We start from the raw sequence: 19162 nt of genomic DNA on the forward strand, positions 1-19162 counted from the left end.
GATGGAACCAAAATATTGTAGTTTTTGTGGTAGGAGAGAAACTCAGGGCAATCCCTGTATAACAGGCAACAAAGGCAATTCTGTTGATGTGTATATTTGCAAAAATTGCATCACGGTAGGCGAAGAGATTCTAAGAGGTTATAAAGAGCCACACGAGATAGAATCTGCTCATACATTTCGTATCCCAACACCAAAAGAATTAAATGCAAAACTCGATGAATATGTCGTAGGACAAGATGAAGCAAAAAAAGTCTTTAGTGTTGCTGTGTATAATCATTATAAGCGCATTAGCGATGATGAGTATTCCCTAAGTCCAGAACTTGCGGATGTGGAGATTGCTAAATCCAATGTTTTGCTCATCGGTCCTACAGGAAGTGGCAAAACACTTATGGCACAGACTTTAGCGAAGTTTTTAGATGTGCCTATTGCTATTTCTGATGCGACAAGTCTCACGGAGGCTGGATATGTAGGCGAAGATGTAGAAAATATCCTTACACGCTTATATCAAGCCGCAGATGGCGATATACAAAAAGCACAAAGAGGCATTGTATTTATTGATGAGATTGATAAAATTTCGCGCTTATCCGAAAATCGATCAATCACGCGTGATGTAAGCGGAGAGGGTGTTCAACAAGCGTTGCTAAAGATTATTGAAGGCAGTGTGGTCAATATTCCTCCAAAAGGTGGCAGAAAGCACCCAAATCAAGAATTTGTGCAGCTTGATACAAGTCATATTTTGTTTATTTGTGGTGGTGCGTTTGATGGCTTAGGAGAGATTATAAAAAGGCGTGTTGGGGGCAATGTGCTAGGATTCCATGGCAAAAAACACGGCAAAAGCGATGAGCAATATCTTTTAAGTCTTGTGGAGCCTGATGACCTTGTGAGTTATGGACTTATTCCAGAGCTTATAGGGCGTTTGCATGTTATTACAACACTAAATCCTATAGACAAAAACGCAATGATACAGATTCTCACTAAACCCAAAAATGCACTTATTAAGCAATATCAAAAGCTTTTTGCTATGGATGGTGCGACACTAAACTTTGAGCAAGATGCGTTGGAAAAAATTGCTGAACTTGCTATAGCGCGCAAAATTGGCGCGAGAGGCTTACGATCAATCATTGAGGAGCATATCAATGATTTAATGTATAATCTCCCAGATTTGCGAGGCTGTGAGGTTACAATTACCAAAGATTGCATAGAAGGCAATAAAAAGCCAATTATCATCAAGCAGTCAAAAACGAAAAAAACGTCGTGATACATGTTATAATACTTTAAAGATTCTAAGGAGTGTGCAGTATGCTAATAGATAGATTAATAGGATCGTTTTCTAAAGATGTTGCCATAGATTTGGGAACGGCAAACACCATTGTATCTATTAAAGGTGAGGGGATTGTCATTAATGAGCCTTCGGTAGTCGCGGTGCATAGCGATAAACATGGGTATGGAGAGATTCTCGCTATAGGGAGAGAAGCCAAGGATATGGAAGGTAAAACTCCGCATAAGATTGAGATTATCCGCCCTATGAGAGATGGTATCATCGCGGATTTTGAGATGACTGAAAGAATGATAAGATTTTTTATTGAAAAAGCTTATAAACGAAAAAGCCTTATTCGTCCAAGAATTATGGTGTGCGTGCCATATGGACTTACAGGTGTGGAAAAAAAGGCAGTCAAAGAATCAGCGCTTGCGGCAGGTGCGCGCGAAGTATATTTGATCGAAGAGCCTATGGCGGCAGCTATTGGTGCTGGATTGCGCACAGAAGAAGCAAAAGGTAATCTTGTCATAGATATCGGTGGTGGGACTACAGAAATAGGTGTTGTATCCTATGGTGGCTTGGTGATTAGCAAAAGTATTAGAGTAGCTGGAGATAAGTTTGATACAGCAATTTCAGAATATGTGCGCAAAAAGTATAATCTCCTTATTGGTGAGCGCACTGCAGAGACGATTAAGATTGAGATTGGATCGGCATATTCTTTAAATGAAATGTTGGTGTATCAAGTGCGTGGGCGTGATAATGTGAGTGGTTTACTTAACACTATTGATCTCACAAGTGAAGATGTGCGAGAAGCCATCAAAGATCAGCTCAAAGCTATTGTCAATGCCCTAAAAGATGTGTTAGAAAAACTTCCACCTGATCTTTCTGGAGATATCATCGAAAATGGTATTGTGCTTACTGGTGGTGGTGCGCTTATACGAGGGCTTGATAAATACATTTCTGAAATCGTGCGCTTACCTGTGTGGGTAGCTGAAGAACCATTGCTATGTGTCGCTCGAGGCACAAGCAAAGCTATGGAAGATGAAAAACTTCTCCAAGAGTTAGCAATCAACTAATATGCGTTATAAGACTCTTATTTTTCTCGTCTTGTTTTTTGTCACAATTATCGTGACTATGGAGGTTAATAAGGGCTTTGAAGCGCGTGTGCTAAATGTTGGCGATAAGGTGCGCTTATTTTTTATTTCTGGCTGGGATCAGGTGTGGTTGTGGTATAGGACACATTTTAGCCAAGCTGATGAAATTAGGACTTTGCGTCAAAAAGTCGCCGATTATGACAAGATTCTTCTTCAAAATACCGAACTTATAAATCAAAATACCGAGCTAAAATCCCTTATTCATAGTGATTTGCACAATGAACCTGAATTTTATCTTGCACGAATGAGTGCGTATGTGCAAATGGGGCAATACGATAAGGTTTGGCTTGCGCTAGATTCTCATGTGCGCCAAAAGTTAGAATCTACCCAAGAATTACGAATTTTGGGTCTTGTGCGCGATAATGTAGCATTTGGTATCGCAAAATTTGAACATACAAGATTGCAAGGGTTTTTGAATAATGCTAAAGAATGTAGCTATGGTGTGTTTATTGGGAAAAATAAGGCAATGGGCATTGTAGATAATACGATAAAAAGCAAGAATGATGCATATATCAATGTGAGTTATATCCCTAAATGGACAAGCGTTGAGGTTGGTGATGAAGTGTATACAAACGGCTTAGATGGGATTTTTATAGAAAATGTTTTGGTTGGCAAGGTAATGGAAGTCTATGAAGAATCAAATTTTTTGCGCGTGAGTGTGTTGCCCTATGCACAGACACAAGATCTTGGGTATGTGTGGGTGGTGGATACAAGCATATCCGAACTCTAATGTCATAATCATCAATGCCCCACGCTATAGATAATAACGGATATTCTAGTATCACAAAAATTCTAGAAATGCTACGCTCTCCATGCAATAAACACACGCTTGATGAAGCGATTTTACAGCTTTGTGTGTGCAATCCTTTTATCCAAGATTCTAAAGCTTCTAAAGATGCAGAAAACCTCCCTGATAAACAATCTCATATCCATACAAAACAAATACCTAATCCACAGATTCTACACGATTTGGCAAAAATCCTTGCACAGCGAATCTTTGAGCTTTTGGAGAGTGGCACAATATGTGAGCTAGAATACATAGGGATATTTTGGGTGTTAAAACATATAGATACCCCATTTGTAGATACACGCTTTTTGGTGTTTTTGGAGCAAATGCAGCCACTACTTTTTGGTGATGGGCTTAGTGAGTTAGAAAATATTTTGTTTCTGCAAGTATGTAGCGTGGCACATATGTTTGTGCATGGTGCAGATTCTGGTATGGAGTTTTTTATCGCGCATATGTGTTTGCTTGATATGGATTTGGCGCAGAGTGAGGGTATAGCGGAATTTTGTATCAAGTATTTTCCTTTGCTTGGTGTGGATTTTGATGTGTGTTTAAGGGCATTGATGAAAGCCCTTGATTCTGCTATGAATCTTACACCAAGGCGACGACGAAGCCTTTTAAACTGGCAATTGCATTGTTTGTGGAATATCCAAGGATATTTTAATACCACTCGTTGGCTTGAGCTTTATCCCTCCTATGAGGCTGTGTTTTATGCACTTTTAGATCGCGTTAGGGATACATTTTTGCACGACAAGGAGTGCGCATTAGGCTATCTTGATGAAGCACTATATATGCAGTTTTTTATTTATCATATATGTGGCAATAGTTTTCATACTCAAGAGCAGTGGCAGGAATTTTGTGAAAAGATAGATCGCAAAGCAGTGGCTGTGTATGAGATGTTTGCACCATATATGCGTGAATGTGTGCCTATCACGCCACATAAACACACAAAAGAAATTATTGGTATTATAAAAGATCGCATTGTGGGGAATTCTCCATATAAGGTCGAATTTTCTTTATTTCAGAATCTTTTGCGCACACAGGCTTTTTCTTCTCGTTTTTGTATCAAAATCTATAATATGGCATTTATTGAAAAGAGTGCTGATGATGAGAGTTTGCGTAAAGAATTAGAAAATCTTGGTATAGAAATTTGTGATGTTGCAAAGAGGGAAAACATAAAGGGCTTTTATAATTCTCATCTTAACAAAGTGTTATTACTTTGGGAGGCGATACGCGCTGATAGTGTGCGTTATCTCATCTCCCCAAATAATGGTTATGGGATTAGTGATTTTTTGCTTAGTGTGCGTGTAGCGCCTATACAGATGTATTATTCACACGGAAACTTTGTCTATGACATTCCTTTTTTGACACAACGCCTCACGCATATTTGCAATGCCCAAAAGCGCATACAACATTGTGGATTTGAGTTTGTCGGTGTGCCTGTAAAAATGGATAAGCGTTTTTATAATCCCCCTATAGATTCACACATTATAAATGCTCTAAGGTTGCAATATCCAAGTGAATCTAAGATTTTAGGCACGATTGGGCGATTAGTAAAAATTGATTCCTCACAATATTTGCGAAGCGTGTTATATATCATGCGCCATTATCCACAAAGTATTTATTTGGCTTGTGGCGGAGGCAATGAATCTGCAATACGAGAGAAGATCATACGCGAGGGTGGATTGGATCTTTTGGATCGCTTTTATTTTGTCGGATATGTTGATAGTGCGTTATATGGACATATTATTGATATATGGCTTGATAGTTTTCCGCTAGAGCAAGGAGAGAGCCGCATAGAATATGTGGCTAAAGGCGGTGTAGCATTGGTGCTTTCTCGTGAGAGTAAGCAAGAGCGTATTAGTAGAATCTCACGCTGGGTAGATCAATATGCAGAGATTTTATCAGAGTTTTTAACGCTTTATAATACGCCTAGTGCCAATATATCGCAGATTCAGACTATTGTGCTTACAAGTCTTGCAGATATAAAAACACTTTTGTGCGAATGTATGTATGTGGCATTTGATATACAAGAATATGAGCATAAAGCCCTAGAGCTTTTGCAAAGTCAATCCATAGAGGCAGTGCGCGCCCATAGCCTTTTGGAGCGTGAAATCCTAGATTTTGTGCGAGAAAAGATAGGCACACAAAGCTTTTTAGAATTATTAGATTCTCTAAGTGGCAAGGATTAATGAGCGTCCTTATTCCTTAGAATCTTGTTGTGGTGTAAGAGAATGGCTAAAGTCTTGAATGCTTTGCTGAAAGATATTTTGTGTTGGCGAGGCGGGATTAAAGAGTGATTGTGAAAGCTTGGTGTGGCAATCCATACAATTATCAATGACTTTATGAGCATTCATAAGGGCAGGAGTGCGCACTTTTTGGACATCATGACACGCAAAGCAGTCTTTTCCACAGCCTCCACCCATATCTATTTGCGTCATTTTTTCTTCGGTATGGCATGTTTTGCACTCACGCATAGGCATATGACGCTTATCTTTAGCATAATCCAATGTAAAATGACATGTAGCACAATCTCCAGAGCAAGTAGCCCATATTACGCCTACAAAACATAGCAATAACCATACACTTCGCATCTTATCTCCTTGCCTAAAACCCTTGATATACAAAATACACTATCACGCCAAAAAGCCTATAACGCCCATCGTTTCGATACATATCTGGCACAGATGATTTAAGCGCAATTCCCAACCCAAATTCATCTGCTAACCTAAAATCTGCTCCTATTTGCGCCACTAAGCCACCGATATTTTTTTGATTATCGCTTTTATCCGTATAATACAAACTCATATATTCCGCTCCCAAAGCTATATAAGGCAATGTATGTGCGAAGTTATAGCCTATTTTGCCACCAGTGCCTATGCTATAGTATCCTCCATCGCTAAGAGCACTAAGGGGCCACACATTACCTTCAAGATATGCAGCCACTACTAGATTATCATATAGCCACCCACGCTCAAGTCCAAAGAGAATCCCAGAGATATTTTTACTTCCATAGCTTCCTTTTTGTTCGCTGAGATTGGCATTGCTCCAGCCTATTTTGAAACTATCATATGCCAAGGCAATTTGCACAAGAGAACAAACAAGCAAGGCTTGTAGCACGAGTTTTTGAGTGTTTTTTAAACCCTTGCTCATTCACCCTCCGCCCATAAATTGCAATATTTCGATTTCATCATTTTCACATAGTGGCGTGCTATCCCAATCTTTTGCTTGTATCACAGCTGTGTTTTGTGCTAAGGCAATCATTTTTTCTTTGACGCCTACTTCTTTGATGAGTTCGGCAATAGATTGTGCTGTGGTAGTGTAAGATTCTCCATTAAGTATGATTTGCATAGATTTCCTTTGTGATTATTGTTTGATTTTGCCAAAAAATCTTTCAAAAAAACCGGCTTTATTATGTTGTTTGGATCGTGCTATGGCTAATGCACCGCTTGGGACATTGTGTGTGATACTGCTACCTGCAGCAATGAGTGTATTGGATTGAATCTCCACAGGAGCGATGAGTTGGCAATCACTTCCTACAAAGACATTTTCACCAATAAGCGTTTTGTGTTTGGCTTTGCCATCATAATTGCATGTAATAACACCAGCACCTATGTTGCTTCCTGTGCCTATTTCACAATCTCCAAGATAGCTTAAATGTCCAGCTTTGACACCTTCTAGCTTCGCGGATTTGAGTTCGACAAAGTTTCCTATATGTGTGCCTGTGATATGAGAATTTGGGCGCAAATGCGCCATAGGTCCTATATCGCTTTGGATAATGACACTCGATTCTATAACGCTATGAGCCTTGATATGTGAATCTTGCACAAGGCTTTTGCCACTGATACGCACACCATTTTCTAGCACACATTCACCTTTAAAGACAACATCAGATTCTATATAGATTGTGTGGGGCATGTCCATTTTTACCCCTTGTGCCATAGCGCGCTCGCGTAATCGTGTAAGCAAGACTTCTTGAGCTTGTGCAAGGTGCATTTTGCTATTCACGCCCATATATTCATTTTCATCAACAAAAACACCACATATTTCCACTCCGTCATTTTGTGCGAGAGAAATAACATCGGTGAGATAGTATTCTTTTTGTGCATTGGCATTGCTAAGTTTTGGGATATAGCATTCCAAAATTTCTTGGCTAAAGACATACACACCGGCATTTACACTTTGAATCTCTAGCTCTTTGTTAGTAGCATCTTTTTGCTCGATAATTTTTAGGACTTTGTGCGTGGTGAGGTTACTAGGATTGTGTATTGTCTCATCTAGCATGACACGCCCATAGCCATCGGGATTATGTAGCCATAGCATGCTCATAACAATTGCTTCTTGGCGCATACACAAGATTTTAAGGCTTTGGGCTTGTATAAGTGGCATATCTCCATTAAGCACTAGCACACGCTTATGTTTTGGGAGTATATTGCGCAATGCCCCACCTGTGCCCGGAAAATTTTCTACATCTTGTGTATGCAGATGTAAAGTAGAATCTAACAATGCTCCGAATTCCTCATGCAATACTTGTGTGATTTTTTGGGCTTGGTGATGAAGCACGATGTGAATATCATCACTTAGTTCTAGCGCCTGTTGTGTGATGAGCGTAAGCATACTTTTACCACAAAGAGTGTGCAAGACTTTGGGAGTGGTGGATTTCATGCGTGTGCCAGCACCGGCAGCTAAAATAATAACAGAAACAGGTAGATGAGAATCTTTCATATAAATCCTTAGGGCAGGGAGTAAATCATTTTATGGAATTTTAACACACTAAAGCCTATAATCACTGCCTAAGTTTAGTATTTAAGGTATAGATTTGAAAAAACTTTTGTGTGTATTGTGCATTGTTTCTGCATGTTTTGTGCTACTAGGCGCAGAGGAAGAGCACCCATATATGATAGAAGTCCAAAACCCATATACACCAAAAGAACCTTTGGTGCCAAATCTTGTCCCACAAGTGGATAGCACACCTTCTGCGGAGCAACAAACCCAAGAGATTACTTCCACACCAAATGTGCAAATGCCTCCAGAGCAGATTATCCCAAAACTCAATCTCTCCCTAACGCCACCAACAGAGCCAAAAGAATTAGTAACTACACTAAATGTCGTCATCATTATCACGCTCCTTGTGCTTGCTCCTTCGCTTATTTTGGTGATGACAAGCTTTACGCGTATTCTTATTGTGTTTGCATTTTTGCGCACCGCACTTGGCACCCAGCAATCTCCACCAACACAGATTCTCGTTTCTCTCTCGCTTGTGCTGACATTTTTTATTATGGAGCCTGTGGTAACCAAAAGTTATGAGAATGGTATTAAGCCCTATATTGATAGCCAAATTTCTTATGATGAGGCTTTTGTGCGTGCTACAAAGCCTTTCAAAGAGTTTATGATCGCAAATACCCGCCAAAAAGATCTCGCACTCTTTTTCCGCATACGCAATCTTGATAATCCCCAAACTATTGATGATGTTCCGCTAACCGTTGCCATTCCGGCATTTATGATAAGTGAGCTTAAGACCGCATTTTGGATAGGATTTTTGTTGTATTTGCCATTTTTGGTGATTGATATGGTGATAAGCTCCGTGCTTATGGCGATGGGTATGATGATGTTGCCTCCTGTGATGATTTCACTACCTTTTAAGATTCTTGTTTTTGTGCTTGTTGATGGGTTTAATCTCCTCACAGGGAATCTTGTAGCAGGATTTAAATAGCTTGATATGTCCACATTTTGGAATCTGTGGTGGTTGCAGAGCGTATAAAAATTATGACTTTGATACATATGCTACAGAAATTGCAGAGCGCATACTTGGTGGAGAATCTAGCACACCCATTGTTTTTGCTTCCCCAAAACAGGGCTTTAGGGCAAGGGCGGATTTTAGATTTTGCACATATGAAGGGTTTTATTTTGCGACTAATGCGTTTGGCAAAAATGAGCGCACTAAAATCACACAATGCCCCATATTGCTAGAATCTATACAGATTCTCATAAAGCATATTCGTGAGATTCTTGCTCCGCTAAGTGCTACACATACATTGCGACATAAGCTTTATGGTTGTAGTTTTCTTTCCACATACAAAGCGTGTGTTGTGACATTTATCTATCACAAATGCCTAGATACTACATGGCAAGAAGAAATACATACGCTTAAAGAGCGTCTCACACATATCATACAGGAGAGCTATGCGGATTTTGAGATTCATATTATTGGGCGATCTAGGGGGCAAAAAATCTCTTTTGGTAGCGAGTGTATCATAGATAACTTTGGCATATATCTTGATAGAGATTCTAAAGATTTGCTTGAGCAGCGTGGCATTAATTTCACACAATGCACTATAAGCAAAAAAGAAAGTCTTTTTTCTCAACCAAACCCCTTTATCAATGCCAAAATGCTTTATTTTTTGCTTACCACATTGCCACAGGTTGTGCCAAATAGTATGCAAACTGATCTTGTGGAATTATATTGTGGGAGTGGGAATTTTACTATACCGCTAAGCCAGATTTTTAGGCGTGTGTTTGCTACAGAAGTTGTAAAAGATTCTATCCATACCCTCCAAGAGACAATCCAAAGCCATAATATTACTAATATCACTCTTGCTCGTCTTAATGCACAAGAAAGCATCGATGCATTGTGTAGGCAACGAGAATTTTTTCGGCTCAAAGATGTGGATTTGGACAGTTTTGATTTTGGCGCTATTTTGATTGATCCACCTAGAAGTGGTGTAGGTGATGAGGCTATGCTAGAATTTATCACACGATTTAGGGTTATTGTATATATCTCGTGTGCGCCACAAACGCTCTGTGATGATTTGCGAGTGTTAAAACGCACACATACCATACATACTTTAGCACTTTTTGAGCAATTCCCTTATACACATCATATTGAATCTATTTGTATCTTGACACGTTAATGTGCATATATGCGGTGTCGCAATGCAGCCCCATAGAGACTAATAAACAACAATATAAGCCCCAATACAAGACTTATGCGCGCTGAATCTAGCTTGTGTAGTGTGGGCGGTGCATTGTGAAGATTATTGCCTAGAAAAGAGGCGATTTTTTGTATATCCTTGTTGTTATAGGAAAACATAACCCCTTGAGTTAGGGCTTGTGGTAGTGGAGTGCTTTGCACGATTTGGTGGTTTTCATCATAAAGCAGTGCAGAATCTATCTCAATCACGCTACCTTGTGGCGTAGCAAATACCCACAACTTTGAATCTTGAGGGATAAACTCTCCATCACTTAGCATGATGATTGTATCACCATAAAGCTTTGCGCTCTCTAGTGCCAAATCCCCATTGCTTGCACCTGTATCTAGTGCATTTTCAAAGACCTTATCATGCCAAGGGAGTTTATTTGTGTGTAGCTTTTGGAGTTGTTGTATTTGCGTGAGATAATCACAGCTAAATGGCGAAAGAAGATAGGCATTTTGAGCAAAGATAATGATACTTGAGCATGGCTTATATGTTTTTAGTAGAATCTGAACCTTTTTTGTAGCCATTGCTAAGCGTGAGGGGAAAAGGTCTTTTGCTTGCATAGATTTAGAAACATCAAGCACAAAGACTATTTTAGGATTCTCATAAGGCATTATAGGCTCAAAAATGAGCATTTGCACTAATCCATAGCCAAAGCACACAAATGCACCGATACTTAGACTTAGTGGAGTGAAATATTTTTTGTGGTAGATATACCTTAAGGCAAAAACCACAAGCAAACACAGGCTTAAGCCACCATAGATAAGGATATGTTGCATTTAGCGCCTTTTTATGAGTAATCCATAATATCGCACCCACCAGATTCCAAGCAGCAAGATTCCAAGTCCAAGCACAAACACGCTAATATCATAACCATAGGGCTTTAAAATCGTGTGTGGTGTGATTTCACCAATTTGCTGATAGATTTTTGCAAGATCGGTTTCATTTAGGGCACTAAAGGCTTTGCCACCACTTGCTTTGGCGATGAATTCAAGACTTTGGCTATCGCCTCCATCGCTGATATTGACAGGATAGATTCTCACACCCGTTTTAATAGCAAGATCTATTGTTTGTGCAGTGCTCATTTTTGAATGCGTATCAAAGCCATCGGTTAGCAAAATAATGCTTCGTTTTATGTCGTTACTAAGTGTTGTATCCACAAAGTTTTGAAAATCTTGCGTGTCATCAAATTCTATAAGTGTATAGATTGTGCGTGCTAGTGCGTCATTAATGGCTGTTTTACCACCGGCTAATCCAAGTGTTAGGCTATCAATGATATGGTGCAAGAATTCGCGATCTTGGGTTAGGGCATTGAGGATTATCGTATGCTCCCCAAATGCTACAATGAGTATGCTATCATATGGATTGTTGTCGATAAAGTCCTTGCTAAGTCGCTTAAGCACTTCTAATCGATTTTCGCCAGTATGACTAAAATCCACTGCTTCCATAGAAAAGCTTGTGTCTAGCACAAGGGCAATTTGGCTTTGCGTGATAGGCATAAGGATATGTTTTGTTTCTAGCAATGGCTTAGAGAGCGCACCTACAATGCACGCAATCCCAACAAATTGCAAAAATGTCAGCCAAGAAGATTTGTGTTGTTTTTGGATAAGTGGGAGATGAGGCACAAAAATTCGTGTGCGTGTGTTTTTTAGCCACCACCACGCAAGAACAAACAGAGCAAAAATAAGCCAAAAAAATGGATAGGCAAAACTCATAGATTCTCACAAATGTGTTGGTATTGGGCAAGGAGTGCTAAATCTAAAGGAGGAGGGTTTTTGGAAAACTTATAAGTGTTGAGGTTTGGGAGGAATTCTTGGATTTGGGCAAGTGCGCGTTGATTAAGAATCTCTTTTGCCTTGGCTTTGGCAACAAGTGCGCTAAATTCTTTGGCAAATGTTTTAGAATCTTGTGTGTCAAGGGATTTTAGCTGTTGTATGATAGGGTTTTGTCTTTTGTGTAAAATCACATACGCACAGATTATGCACGCCACCATAACGCATACACCCACCACAATCAGGGGCATAGCCCAAGGCGTGATAGGTTCAAATATATCCGTGAGTTCGTGCATTGTTATTTTTTGGGTCTAAAATATCGCAATACCAAAAAGCTTACAAAGGCTATGCCACACACAACAATAATCGTGCTAAATGCCTCAAAATACCCAAAGGGTTGGGCGAGATTAAATACTTCTCCCATAATTATGCTTTGTGTGTGGTGTTTTGTTTTTCTATGGCTTCTTGACAGCGAGCACATATCTCCTCTGCGCTAGTTGCCACAAATTGCCAACAACGCGGACATTTATGTGCTTTGGCTTTTGCTATGGCAAAATGCTCTTGTGTGCCATCTATATCAACCACAAAGCGTTTTAGAATCACAAAATCTTCATCACTTTTGCCCCAACTACTTACAATAAGCCACCTATCAATTTCGCCAAATTCACAAGCATTGGTGCTGATAAGATGAAGTTCTAAGGAAGATTTGATGATCTTGTCTTTTTTGAGTTCATCAAGGATTTCCCCAAATTTTTCACGAATTTTCATTAAACGCGCAAAATCCACTTCACTAGATTGCATACCTGCCACGCTTTGAAGTGTAGGATTGCAAAGATCAAAAATATCTAGCGCTTGGTCTTTAATATGGGCATTGGCATATCCAAATGCTTCATATGCAGTGTAGGTGAGCGTTGGTGCGATGACAAAGAGTAGTTTTTTGAGGATAAAAGCCATTGCGCTTTGGATAGATTGGCGTCGCGTAGAATCTAGACTATCGCAATATAGGCTATCTTTGCACAAATCCATATACACGCCGCTAAGGTGGGTGCTAACAAAGTTCATAATAACGCTAAAACCTTTGGTGAAGTCGTATTGCAAAAAGAGTTCTAAGGCGTGTTCTAGCTCTTCATTGGCTAGAGAAACGATGTAGCGATCGATGTCTGAAGATAATGGCGTGATAGCTTGTAAATCCTGTGTGTTTGCAAGCAAAAAGCGTATAGTATTACGGATTTTTTTGTATTGCTCACTGACTTGTTTGAGAATATTTTGGGAGATTCTCTGATCGTTTTGATAATCGCTAAGGGCTACCCATAGGCGTAAAATATCGCTACCATAATCTTTAAGAATCTCTTGTGGTGCGATGACATTGCCTTTGGATTTACTCATTTTTTCGCCGCGTTCATCCATAGTAAATCCGTGCGTAAGGATATGCTTATACGGCGCTTTTTGGTGTATCGCACAGCTTATGAGTAGTGAGCTTTGAAACCACCCTCTGTGTTGATCGCTACCTTCGAGATACATATCCGCAGGGTATTCTCCAGCATTATATGCTTTAGATTCTAGGACGGCTTTCCAAGTGCTACCGCTATCAAACCATACATCAAGAATATGATGAATCTTTTCATAATGTGCGCTTTGTGGTTTGTGGCTTGGAGGTAAAAGTTCCTCTATGTCTTTGCTCCACCACGCATCACAGCCCTCGCGATCAAAGATTTGTGCGACAAAATCTAGCACCTGTGGATCTAGCACGACAGAATCTGTGCGTTTGTCTTTGAAAAATGCGATAGGCACACCCCAATCCCTTTGTCTTGAGATACACCAATCTGGGCGGTTTTGTATCATAGAAGTGATTCTATTGCGCCCATGTTCGGGGTAGAATCGCACCTTTTGAAGTTCATCAAGCGCTACTTCGCGTAATGTTTTAGATTCTGTGCCAAAGGGCTTATCCATGAGGATAAACCATTGCTTTGTAGCACGATAGATGACGGGTTTATGTGTGCGCCAACAAAATGGATAGGAGTGCGTGAATGTAGAGCAATGCAAAAGGTTCTTTCCTAAAAGCTCCAAAATACCTTCATTTGCTTTAAAGACATGTTGTCCGATGAATGTATCTACCACATCATCACGCAACAGAGCCTTGAGTTTTAGGGTTTCATCATAGCAACCACTATCATCAACAGGCATTAGCACTTCTATGTCGTATTTGAGACAGGCATAATAGTCATCTTCCCCATGCCCTGGTGCAGTATGGACAAGCCCACTTCCCCCGCTCATCAATACATGATCACCTAAAATAAGCGTCGAGATTCTGTCATTGAGTGGATTTATTGCGTGGAGATTCTCAAAATCTTTGCCTTTATAGGTTTTTAGAATCTCGCCTTTTGTAATCCCAAGTTCCCTAAGATTAGACACAAGAGGTTTGGCGATGATGTAGTGATCTGTGGTGATGACATATTCTTCATTGGCATTGAGACAAATCGCCTGATTTGCTGGTAGTGTCCAAGGTGTTGTCGTCCAAATCACAGCCTTAGCCTGCGCAACACCAAGTTTTTGGCATGAATCTTGTGTGAGTTCAAACCCTACAAAAATCGAATAATCCTCTTTGTCTTGATACTCAACTTCTGCTTCAGCAAGCGCACTTTTTGCTGCCCAACTCCAAAATACTGGCTTACTACGCTCGGTTAGCAATCCTTTTTTTGCAATCTCACAGAGTGCGCGATAAATATCTGCCTCAAAGGCAAAATCCATAGTTTTGTAAGGATGTGTAAAATCCCCCAAAATACCCAAATCCTGAAATTCTTTGCTCTGAATCTCAATAAAATCTCGCGCCCACTCTCGGCATAATTCTCTAATTTGTGTCTTTGGTAGCGTATCTTTTTTTTCTTTACCGATTTTCTCCTCTACTTTTTGCTCAATTGGCAATCCATGGCAGTCCCAACCTGGCGTATAGGCTATTTTTTGCCCTTGAAAATAGTGTAGTTTGATGACAATATCTTTGAGAATCTTATTAAGTGCGTGTCCGATGTGGATATGTCCATTTGCATAGGGCGGTCCATCATGAAGTGTAAAGCTTTGTTTTGAAGTGGCGCGATCTCGCATACGCGTGTATATGCTATCTTCTCGCCATTTTTGATAGACATGTGGCTCATTTTGTGGGAGATTTCCACGCATAGGGAAATCTGTATTTGGTAAAATTAGTGTATCTTTGTAATCCATCTCATACCTCGTGCGTTAGAATGCCACGCATTGTAACAAAACTTGTATTAAGAAGTTTATAATTTTTGTGATTTGGGTGCATTTGGCTTGGTATTCCTTTGACTTAAAATTTTCTTAGTCAAAACACAAAGTTTTAAGCTTTTGCGTGTTAGAATCGTGCTCTATTTTGCTTGAAGGATAAGATAATGGATTCGTGTATATCCCTTGTGTTTGAGACTTTTAAAACTTGTGGAGTTGCCATTGATACGCTTTTGAAAAACCCATCGACACAATATCTAGCTTCACAAAATTCTAGCGGAGATACACAACTTCAAGTCGATGTCCAAGCTGATAAGCTTATCGAAGATAAACTTTTAGCGCTTGAATGTGTCAAGGGTGTGTGCAGCGAAGAAAAACAAGAAGCTGTTTACAAGACACAATCTAGTGGGCAATTACTCATCGCATACGATCCGCTCGATGGTTCTTCGCTTGTGGATAGCAACCTAAGCATAGGCACCATTTTTGGAATCTATGATACGCATTTTGAGGCAAACAAGCTTCTTGCAAGTGGGTATATCGTGTATGGACCTAGATTAGAGATTGTTTTGGCACATACGCAAGTGGAGCATTGGCGTTATTGCGGTGGTGTGTGGCAGAATCTAGGAGTGCTACAATTAGGCAAAAAAGGCAAGATTAATGCACCAGGTGGCACACAGCAATATTGGGCTCCTTATCATAAAGCCTTGATAGATTCTCTGTTTGCACAAGGTTATAGATTGCGGTATTCTGGAGGTATGGTGCCAGATTTACATCAGATTCTTATCAAGGGTGGCGGACTTTTTAGTTATCCAGCGACACAAGATGCACCAAAGGGCAAACTCCGCAAACTTTTTGAGGTTTTTCCATTGGCATTTGTGTATGAGTGTGCAGGTGGGAAGGCTATCGATGGTAAAAACCGCCTTTTGGAGCTTGGTGTGGAGCGAATTCATGATACGACACAATGCTTTTTTGGAAGTAGCGAGGAGATTATGCAGGTTATAGAGGCTTATAAGCTTGCTAATGCGTAATGTGAAGTATGAATACTAGAATCTATGTAAAGATATGCCATGGAAGAAGATATTTTTGTTAAAAACCTCCAAGACCAAAGCAAGAAACTTCAAGAATGCCAAGCTTCTCATACCCTACATTCGTGTATGCCTTGTGCATTGTTTTTTGAGTGCGAAGTGCGCAAAGCCTATGTCAAGGCAGTGTATGAAAGCATGAATAAAGGACAAGAGGGGAATTTTGATTTTAACTAAAGGAATTGCATGAAAAAAAGCTATATTACTTCACCAATCTATTATGTCAATGATGTGCCACACATTGGACATGCATATACAACAATTGTTTGTGATATGCTAAAAAAATACCGCCAACTTCAAGGTGAAGAAGTGTTTTTGCTCACCGGCACTGATGAACACGGACAAAAGATTGAGCAATCCGCTAAAGCACATAATCAAACCCCCCAAGCCTATGCAGATTCTATTAGTGCAAAGTTTCGATCGCTTTGGGAAGAGTTTGACATTGATTTTGATTTGTTTATACGCACTACAGATTCTGCACATGCCAAAAGCGCACAGGCTGCGTTTGAGAGTATGTATAAAAAAGGAGATATTTATAAGGGCATATACGAGGGGTGGTATTGTATCTCGTGTGAAAGCCATTTTACTAAGCACCAAGTAACCGATCAAAAATGCCCTGATTGTGGCAAACCAACGACTACAATAAAAGAAGAAAGTTACTTTTTTGCCCTCTCCAAATATGAAAAAAGGCTTTTGGAATGGTATGAGCAATGCCCTGATGTCATTATGCCAAAGCACAAACGCAATGAAGTGATACGCTTTGTAGAATCTGGACTTGTGGATCTCTCTATCACACGCACAGGTTTTAGCTGGGGCGTGCCGTTGCCTGAAGGTATAGATTCTGAAAATACCCACAAACATATTTTGTATGTGTGGCTTGATGCGCTCATAAGCTATATAAGCGGAATAGGCTATAAAGAGGTGTTGCGTCTTGATTTGTGGCAAGATGCGACACATATTGTGGGTAAGGATATTTTGCGTTTTCATGCGGTGTATTGGCCTGCATTTTTGATGAGCCTTGAGTTGCCATTACCACGCAAAATTTACGCACACGGCTGGTGGACTCGCGATGGTGTCAAGATGAGTAAAAGCATAGGAAATGTTGTCAATCCTCAAGAAGTCGCACAAAGTTATGGGATTGAGGCGTTTCGATATTTTTTGTTGCGTGAAGTGCCATTTGGACAAGATGGAGATTTTAGCCAAAGGGCTTTGATTGAGCGTATCAATTCTGATTTGAGTAATGATATAGGCAATCTCCTAAACCGCCTCATAGGAATGGCACAAAAATATTTTGACCTCACGCTCTCTAGTGCGGACATACAACGATTCTATCCCCAAGAGGTGGCAAAGATTGCTCCATTGCTTCAAAAGTTTCAAACTGCGATGAATGATATGCAACCACATATCGCCCTTGAGGAACTTTGGCAACTTTTGAGATTAGGCAATAGCGCGATTAGCACATATGAGCCGTGGAATATGATGAAACAAGATAAGAGTGAATCTACCCAAGCCTTGCTAATGCTTATTAGTAATATTTTACTAAAAGTCGCTTTGTGTTTGTATCCCATAATGCCAAAAACTGCCAAAAGCATAGCCTCTGTTTTGCAATGCACGATAGATTCACAAAATTTTGAGCATTATGTCGTGCAAAATACATTTATAGAATCTAGCACACTAAAACCTATTCCTCCGCTTTTTCCGCGTATAGAATCGCCATTGATGTCAGAGCCAAGCCCTGCGCAAACTTCTTCATCAAATACTGCCAAGGATTCATCTCCTACGCCTAGCACGCAAACATTCCAAACCATAGGCATAGAGGATTTTCAAAAGCTTGATTTGCGTGTAGGTGTCGTGCTAGAATGCAAAAGAGTGCCAAAGAGCGAAAAACTCTTGCAATTCCTCATTGATTTGGGTGAATCTAAGCCACGACAGATTCTCTCTGGAATCGCTAAATATTACAATCCCGATGAGCTTGTAGGCAAGCATGTCTGTGTAGTTGCCAATCTCAAGCCTGTGAAGCTTATGGGACTTCTTAGCGAGGGTATGATTTTGAGTGCACAAGATGATGAAGGCTTAGCACTTCTTAGTGTTGCAAAAAAGGCAGGAAGCAAGATTTCTTAATGAGAGTGTATGCCCAACTCCTCCAAAAACTTAGTCAAGATTCTATGAGTATAGAATCTCTTGATAGGTTTTTTCGCGATGTGAGTGGGAGTGGAGAATACCTAGATATTGCGACACAATTAGAGATTTTAAAACTTTATGATTTTCCTTTTAGACAAAATGGAAATACAATCGAGCTTAGCACCGCGACCTTGGGCTTACAAGAGGCGGTGTTTTGCTTTGTAGATATCGAAACAACTGGCGCAAAAATAGAAAAGCACGATATTATCGAAATTGGTGCTGTGAAATACCAAAATGGCAAGGTAATTGATCGGTTTGAAAGTTTTGTATTTGCTCCATATGTGCCAGAGGAGATTACAAAACTTACAGGCATACGCACAAAAGATCTCTCTAATGCGCCACAACCTCAAGAGATTCTCACACAATTTAGGGATTTTTTGCGTGATAGTGTGTTTGTCGCGCATAATGTAAGCTTTGATTATAATTTTCTTAATCAAGCCTTTTTGCGCTATAGGATTGTGCCTATGCTGCTACCAAAGCTTTGCACTATCGGTTTAGCGCGTAAAACAATCCTCTCTCCACGCTATGCCTTAGGGTTTTTAAATGCATTTTTAGGGATTAATACCCCTGCTTCTCATCGTGCGTATGCGGACGCACTCACTGCGCTTGAAGTCTTTAAAATCGCGATGATGTATATCCCAAATGAGATACAATCTATACAGAATCTGTTGGATTTTAGCAAAAAGGGGCGAAAGTTATTATCTTAGGCGTGAATCTATTTTT

The 19162-nt window shown here is 40.0% G+C and carries 18 protein-coding genes and 1 pseudogene; 10 read left to right on the forward strand and 9 right to left on the reverse strand.

The window, feature by feature from the left end:
* The first annotated feature begins 1 nt into the window (after position 1).
* Genes clpX through B9T66_RS01175 form a run of 4 tightly spaced genes read left to right on the forward strand, consistent with a single transcriptional unit; the run spans position 2 to position 5388 of the window.
* Complete coding sequence (clpX, locus tag B9T66_RS01160; RefSeq protein WP_095627343.1) at positions 2-1258, forward strand: ATP-dependent protease ATP-binding subunit ClpX; 1257 nt, start codon at positions 2-4, stop codon at positions 1256-1258.
* A gap of 41 nt (positions 1259-1299) precedes the next feature.
* Positions 1300-2334: a rod shape-determining protein gene (locus B9T66_RS01165; protein ID WP_095627164.1), complete on the forward strand. Its 1035-nt coding sequence runs from the start codon at positions 1300-1302 to the stop codon at positions 2332-2334.
* A 1-nt stretch (position 2335) separates the two neighbouring features.
* Positions 2336-3142 (forward strand): rod shape-determining protein MreC, encoded by an 807-nt coding sequence (mreC, locus tag B9T66_RS01170; protein ID WP_095627165.1) that lies wholly within the window; start codon positions 2336-2338, stop codon positions 3140-3142.
* A 14-nt stretch (positions 3143-3156) separates the two neighbouring features.
* A complete protein-coding gene (locus B9T66_RS01175) occupies positions 3157-5388 on the forward strand; it encodes a hypothetical protein (protein WP_095627166.1) in 2232 nt (743 codons plus the stop codon).
* A 9-nt stretch (positions 5389-5397) separates the two neighbouring features.
* Here B9T66_RS01175 and B9T66_RS01180 read toward each other — a convergent pair whose 3' ends face one another.
* Genes B9T66_RS01180 through glmU form a run of 4 tightly spaced genes read right to left on the reverse strand, consistent with a single transcriptional unit; the run spans position 5398 to position 7921 of the window.
* A complete protein-coding gene (locus B9T66_RS01180; RefSeq protein WP_095627167.1) occupies positions 5398-5790 on the reverse strand; it encodes a cytochrome c3 family protein in 393 nt (130 codons plus the stop codon).
* 13 nt (positions 5791-5803) lie between these two features.
* A complete protein-coding gene (locus B9T66_RS01185) occupies positions 5804-6349 on the reverse strand; it encodes a hypothetical protein (RefSeq protein WP_095627168.1) in 546 nt (181 codons plus the stop codon).
* Positions 6350-6547: a sulfur carrier protein ThiS gene (gene thiS, locus B9T66_RS01190; RefSeq protein ID WP_095627169.1), complete on the reverse strand. Its 198-nt coding sequence runs from the start codon at positions 6545-6547 to the stop codon at positions 6350-6352.
* Positions 6548-6562: 15 nt separating this feature from the next.
* Positions 6563-7921 (reverse strand): bifunctional UDP-N-acetylglucosamine diphosphorylase/glucosamine-1-phosphate N-acetyltransferase GlmU, encoded by a 1359-nt coding sequence (gene glmU, locus B9T66_RS01195; protein WP_095627170.1) that lies wholly within the window; start codon positions 7919-7921, stop codon positions 6563-6565.
* A gap of 319 nt (positions 7922-8240) precedes the next feature.
* Between glmU and fliP the strand changes: the two are divergent.
* A pseudogene (gene fliP, locus B9T66_RS01200) lies at positions 8241-8909 on the forward strand (flagellar type III secretion system pore protein FliP); the annotation flags it as partial.
* A 1-nt stretch (position 8910) separates the two neighbouring features.
* On the forward strand, positions 8911-10107 hold the full coding sequence (locus tag B9T66_RS01205; RefSeq protein WP_095627171.1) for a tRNA (uridine(54)-C5)-methyltransferase TrmA: 1197 nt from the start codon (positions 8911-8913) through the stop codon (positions 10105-10107).
* On the opposite strand, the gene B9T66_RS01210 is transcribed toward B9T66_RS01205, so the two are convergent.
* The 5 genes from B9T66_RS01210 to ileS are packed head-to-tail and all read right to left on the reverse strand — an operon-like array spanning position 10104 to position 15158.
* Positions 10104-10949, reverse strand: coding sequence for a vWA domain-containing protein (locus B9T66_RS01210; protein WP_095627172.1), 846 nt, complete (start codon positions 10947-10949; stop codon positions 10104-10106). The two genes, B9T66_RS01205 and B9T66_RS01210, sit on opposite strands and share 4 nt — an antisense overlap.
* Positions 10950-11885 carry a vWA domain-containing protein gene (locus B9T66_RS01215; RefSeq protein WP_095627173.1) on the reverse strand — a complete coding sequence of 312 codons (936 nt, stop codon included), beginning with the start codon at positions 11883-11885 and terminating at the stop codon, positions 10950-10952. It lies immediately after the preceding gene.
* Positions 11882-12238: a hypothetical protein gene (locus B9T66_RS01220; protein ID WP_095627174.1), complete on the reverse strand. Its 357-nt coding sequence runs from the start codon at positions 12236-12238 to the stop codon at positions 11882-11884. The genes B9T66_RS01215 and B9T66_RS01220 overlap by 4 nt, the downstream gene beginning before the upstream one ends.
* A gap of 2 nt (positions 12239-12240) precedes the next feature.
* Entirely contained in the window at positions 12241-12366 is a 126-nt protein-coding gene (locus B9T66_RS09090) for a hypothetical protein (RefSeq protein ID WP_257874562.1), read from the reverse strand.
* A gap of 2 nt (positions 12367-12368) precedes the next feature.
* On the reverse strand, positions 12369-15158 hold the full coding sequence (gene ileS / locus B9T66_RS01225; protein ID WP_095627175.1) for an isoleucine--tRNA ligase: 2790 nt from the start codon (positions 15156-15158) through the stop codon (positions 12369-12371).
* Between the two features lie 197 nt (positions 15159-15355).
* Here ileS and B9T66_RS01230 point away from each other — a divergent pair, with 197 nt between their 5' ends.
* From B9T66_RS01230 to B9T66_RS01245, 4 genes are read left to right on the forward strand one after another with little or no spacing between them, the layout of a single operon-like run.
* A complete protein-coding gene (locus tag B9T66_RS01230) occupies positions 15356-16204 on the forward strand; it encodes a class 1 fructose-bisphosphatase (RefSeq protein ID WP_374220119.1) in 849 nt (282 codons plus the stop codon).
* Positions 16205-16243: 39 nt separating this feature from the next.
* Positions 16244-16435, forward strand: coding sequence for a hypothetical protein (locus B9T66_RS01235; protein ID WP_095627177.1), 192 nt, complete (start codon positions 16244-16246; stop codon positions 16433-16435).
* A 9-nt stretch (positions 16436-16444) separates the two neighbouring features.
* Complete coding sequence (gene metG / locus B9T66_RS01240; RefSeq protein WP_095627178.1) at positions 16445-18379, forward strand: methionine--tRNA ligase; 1935 nt, start codon at positions 16445-16447, stop codon at positions 18377-18379.
* A complete protein-coding gene (locus tag B9T66_RS01245) occupies positions 18379-19146 on the forward strand; it encodes a 3'-5' exonuclease (RefSeq protein WP_095627179.1) in 768 nt (255 codons plus the stop codon). The genes metG and B9T66_RS01245 overlap by 1 nt, the downstream gene beginning before the upstream one ends.
* Positions 19147-19162 lie beyond the last annotated feature (16 nt).

The organism is Helicobacter sp. TUL, from assembly GCF_002287135.1.
Classification (GTDB): domain Bacteria; phylum Campylobacterota; class Campylobacteria; order Campylobacterales; family Helicobacteraceae; genus Helicobacter_F.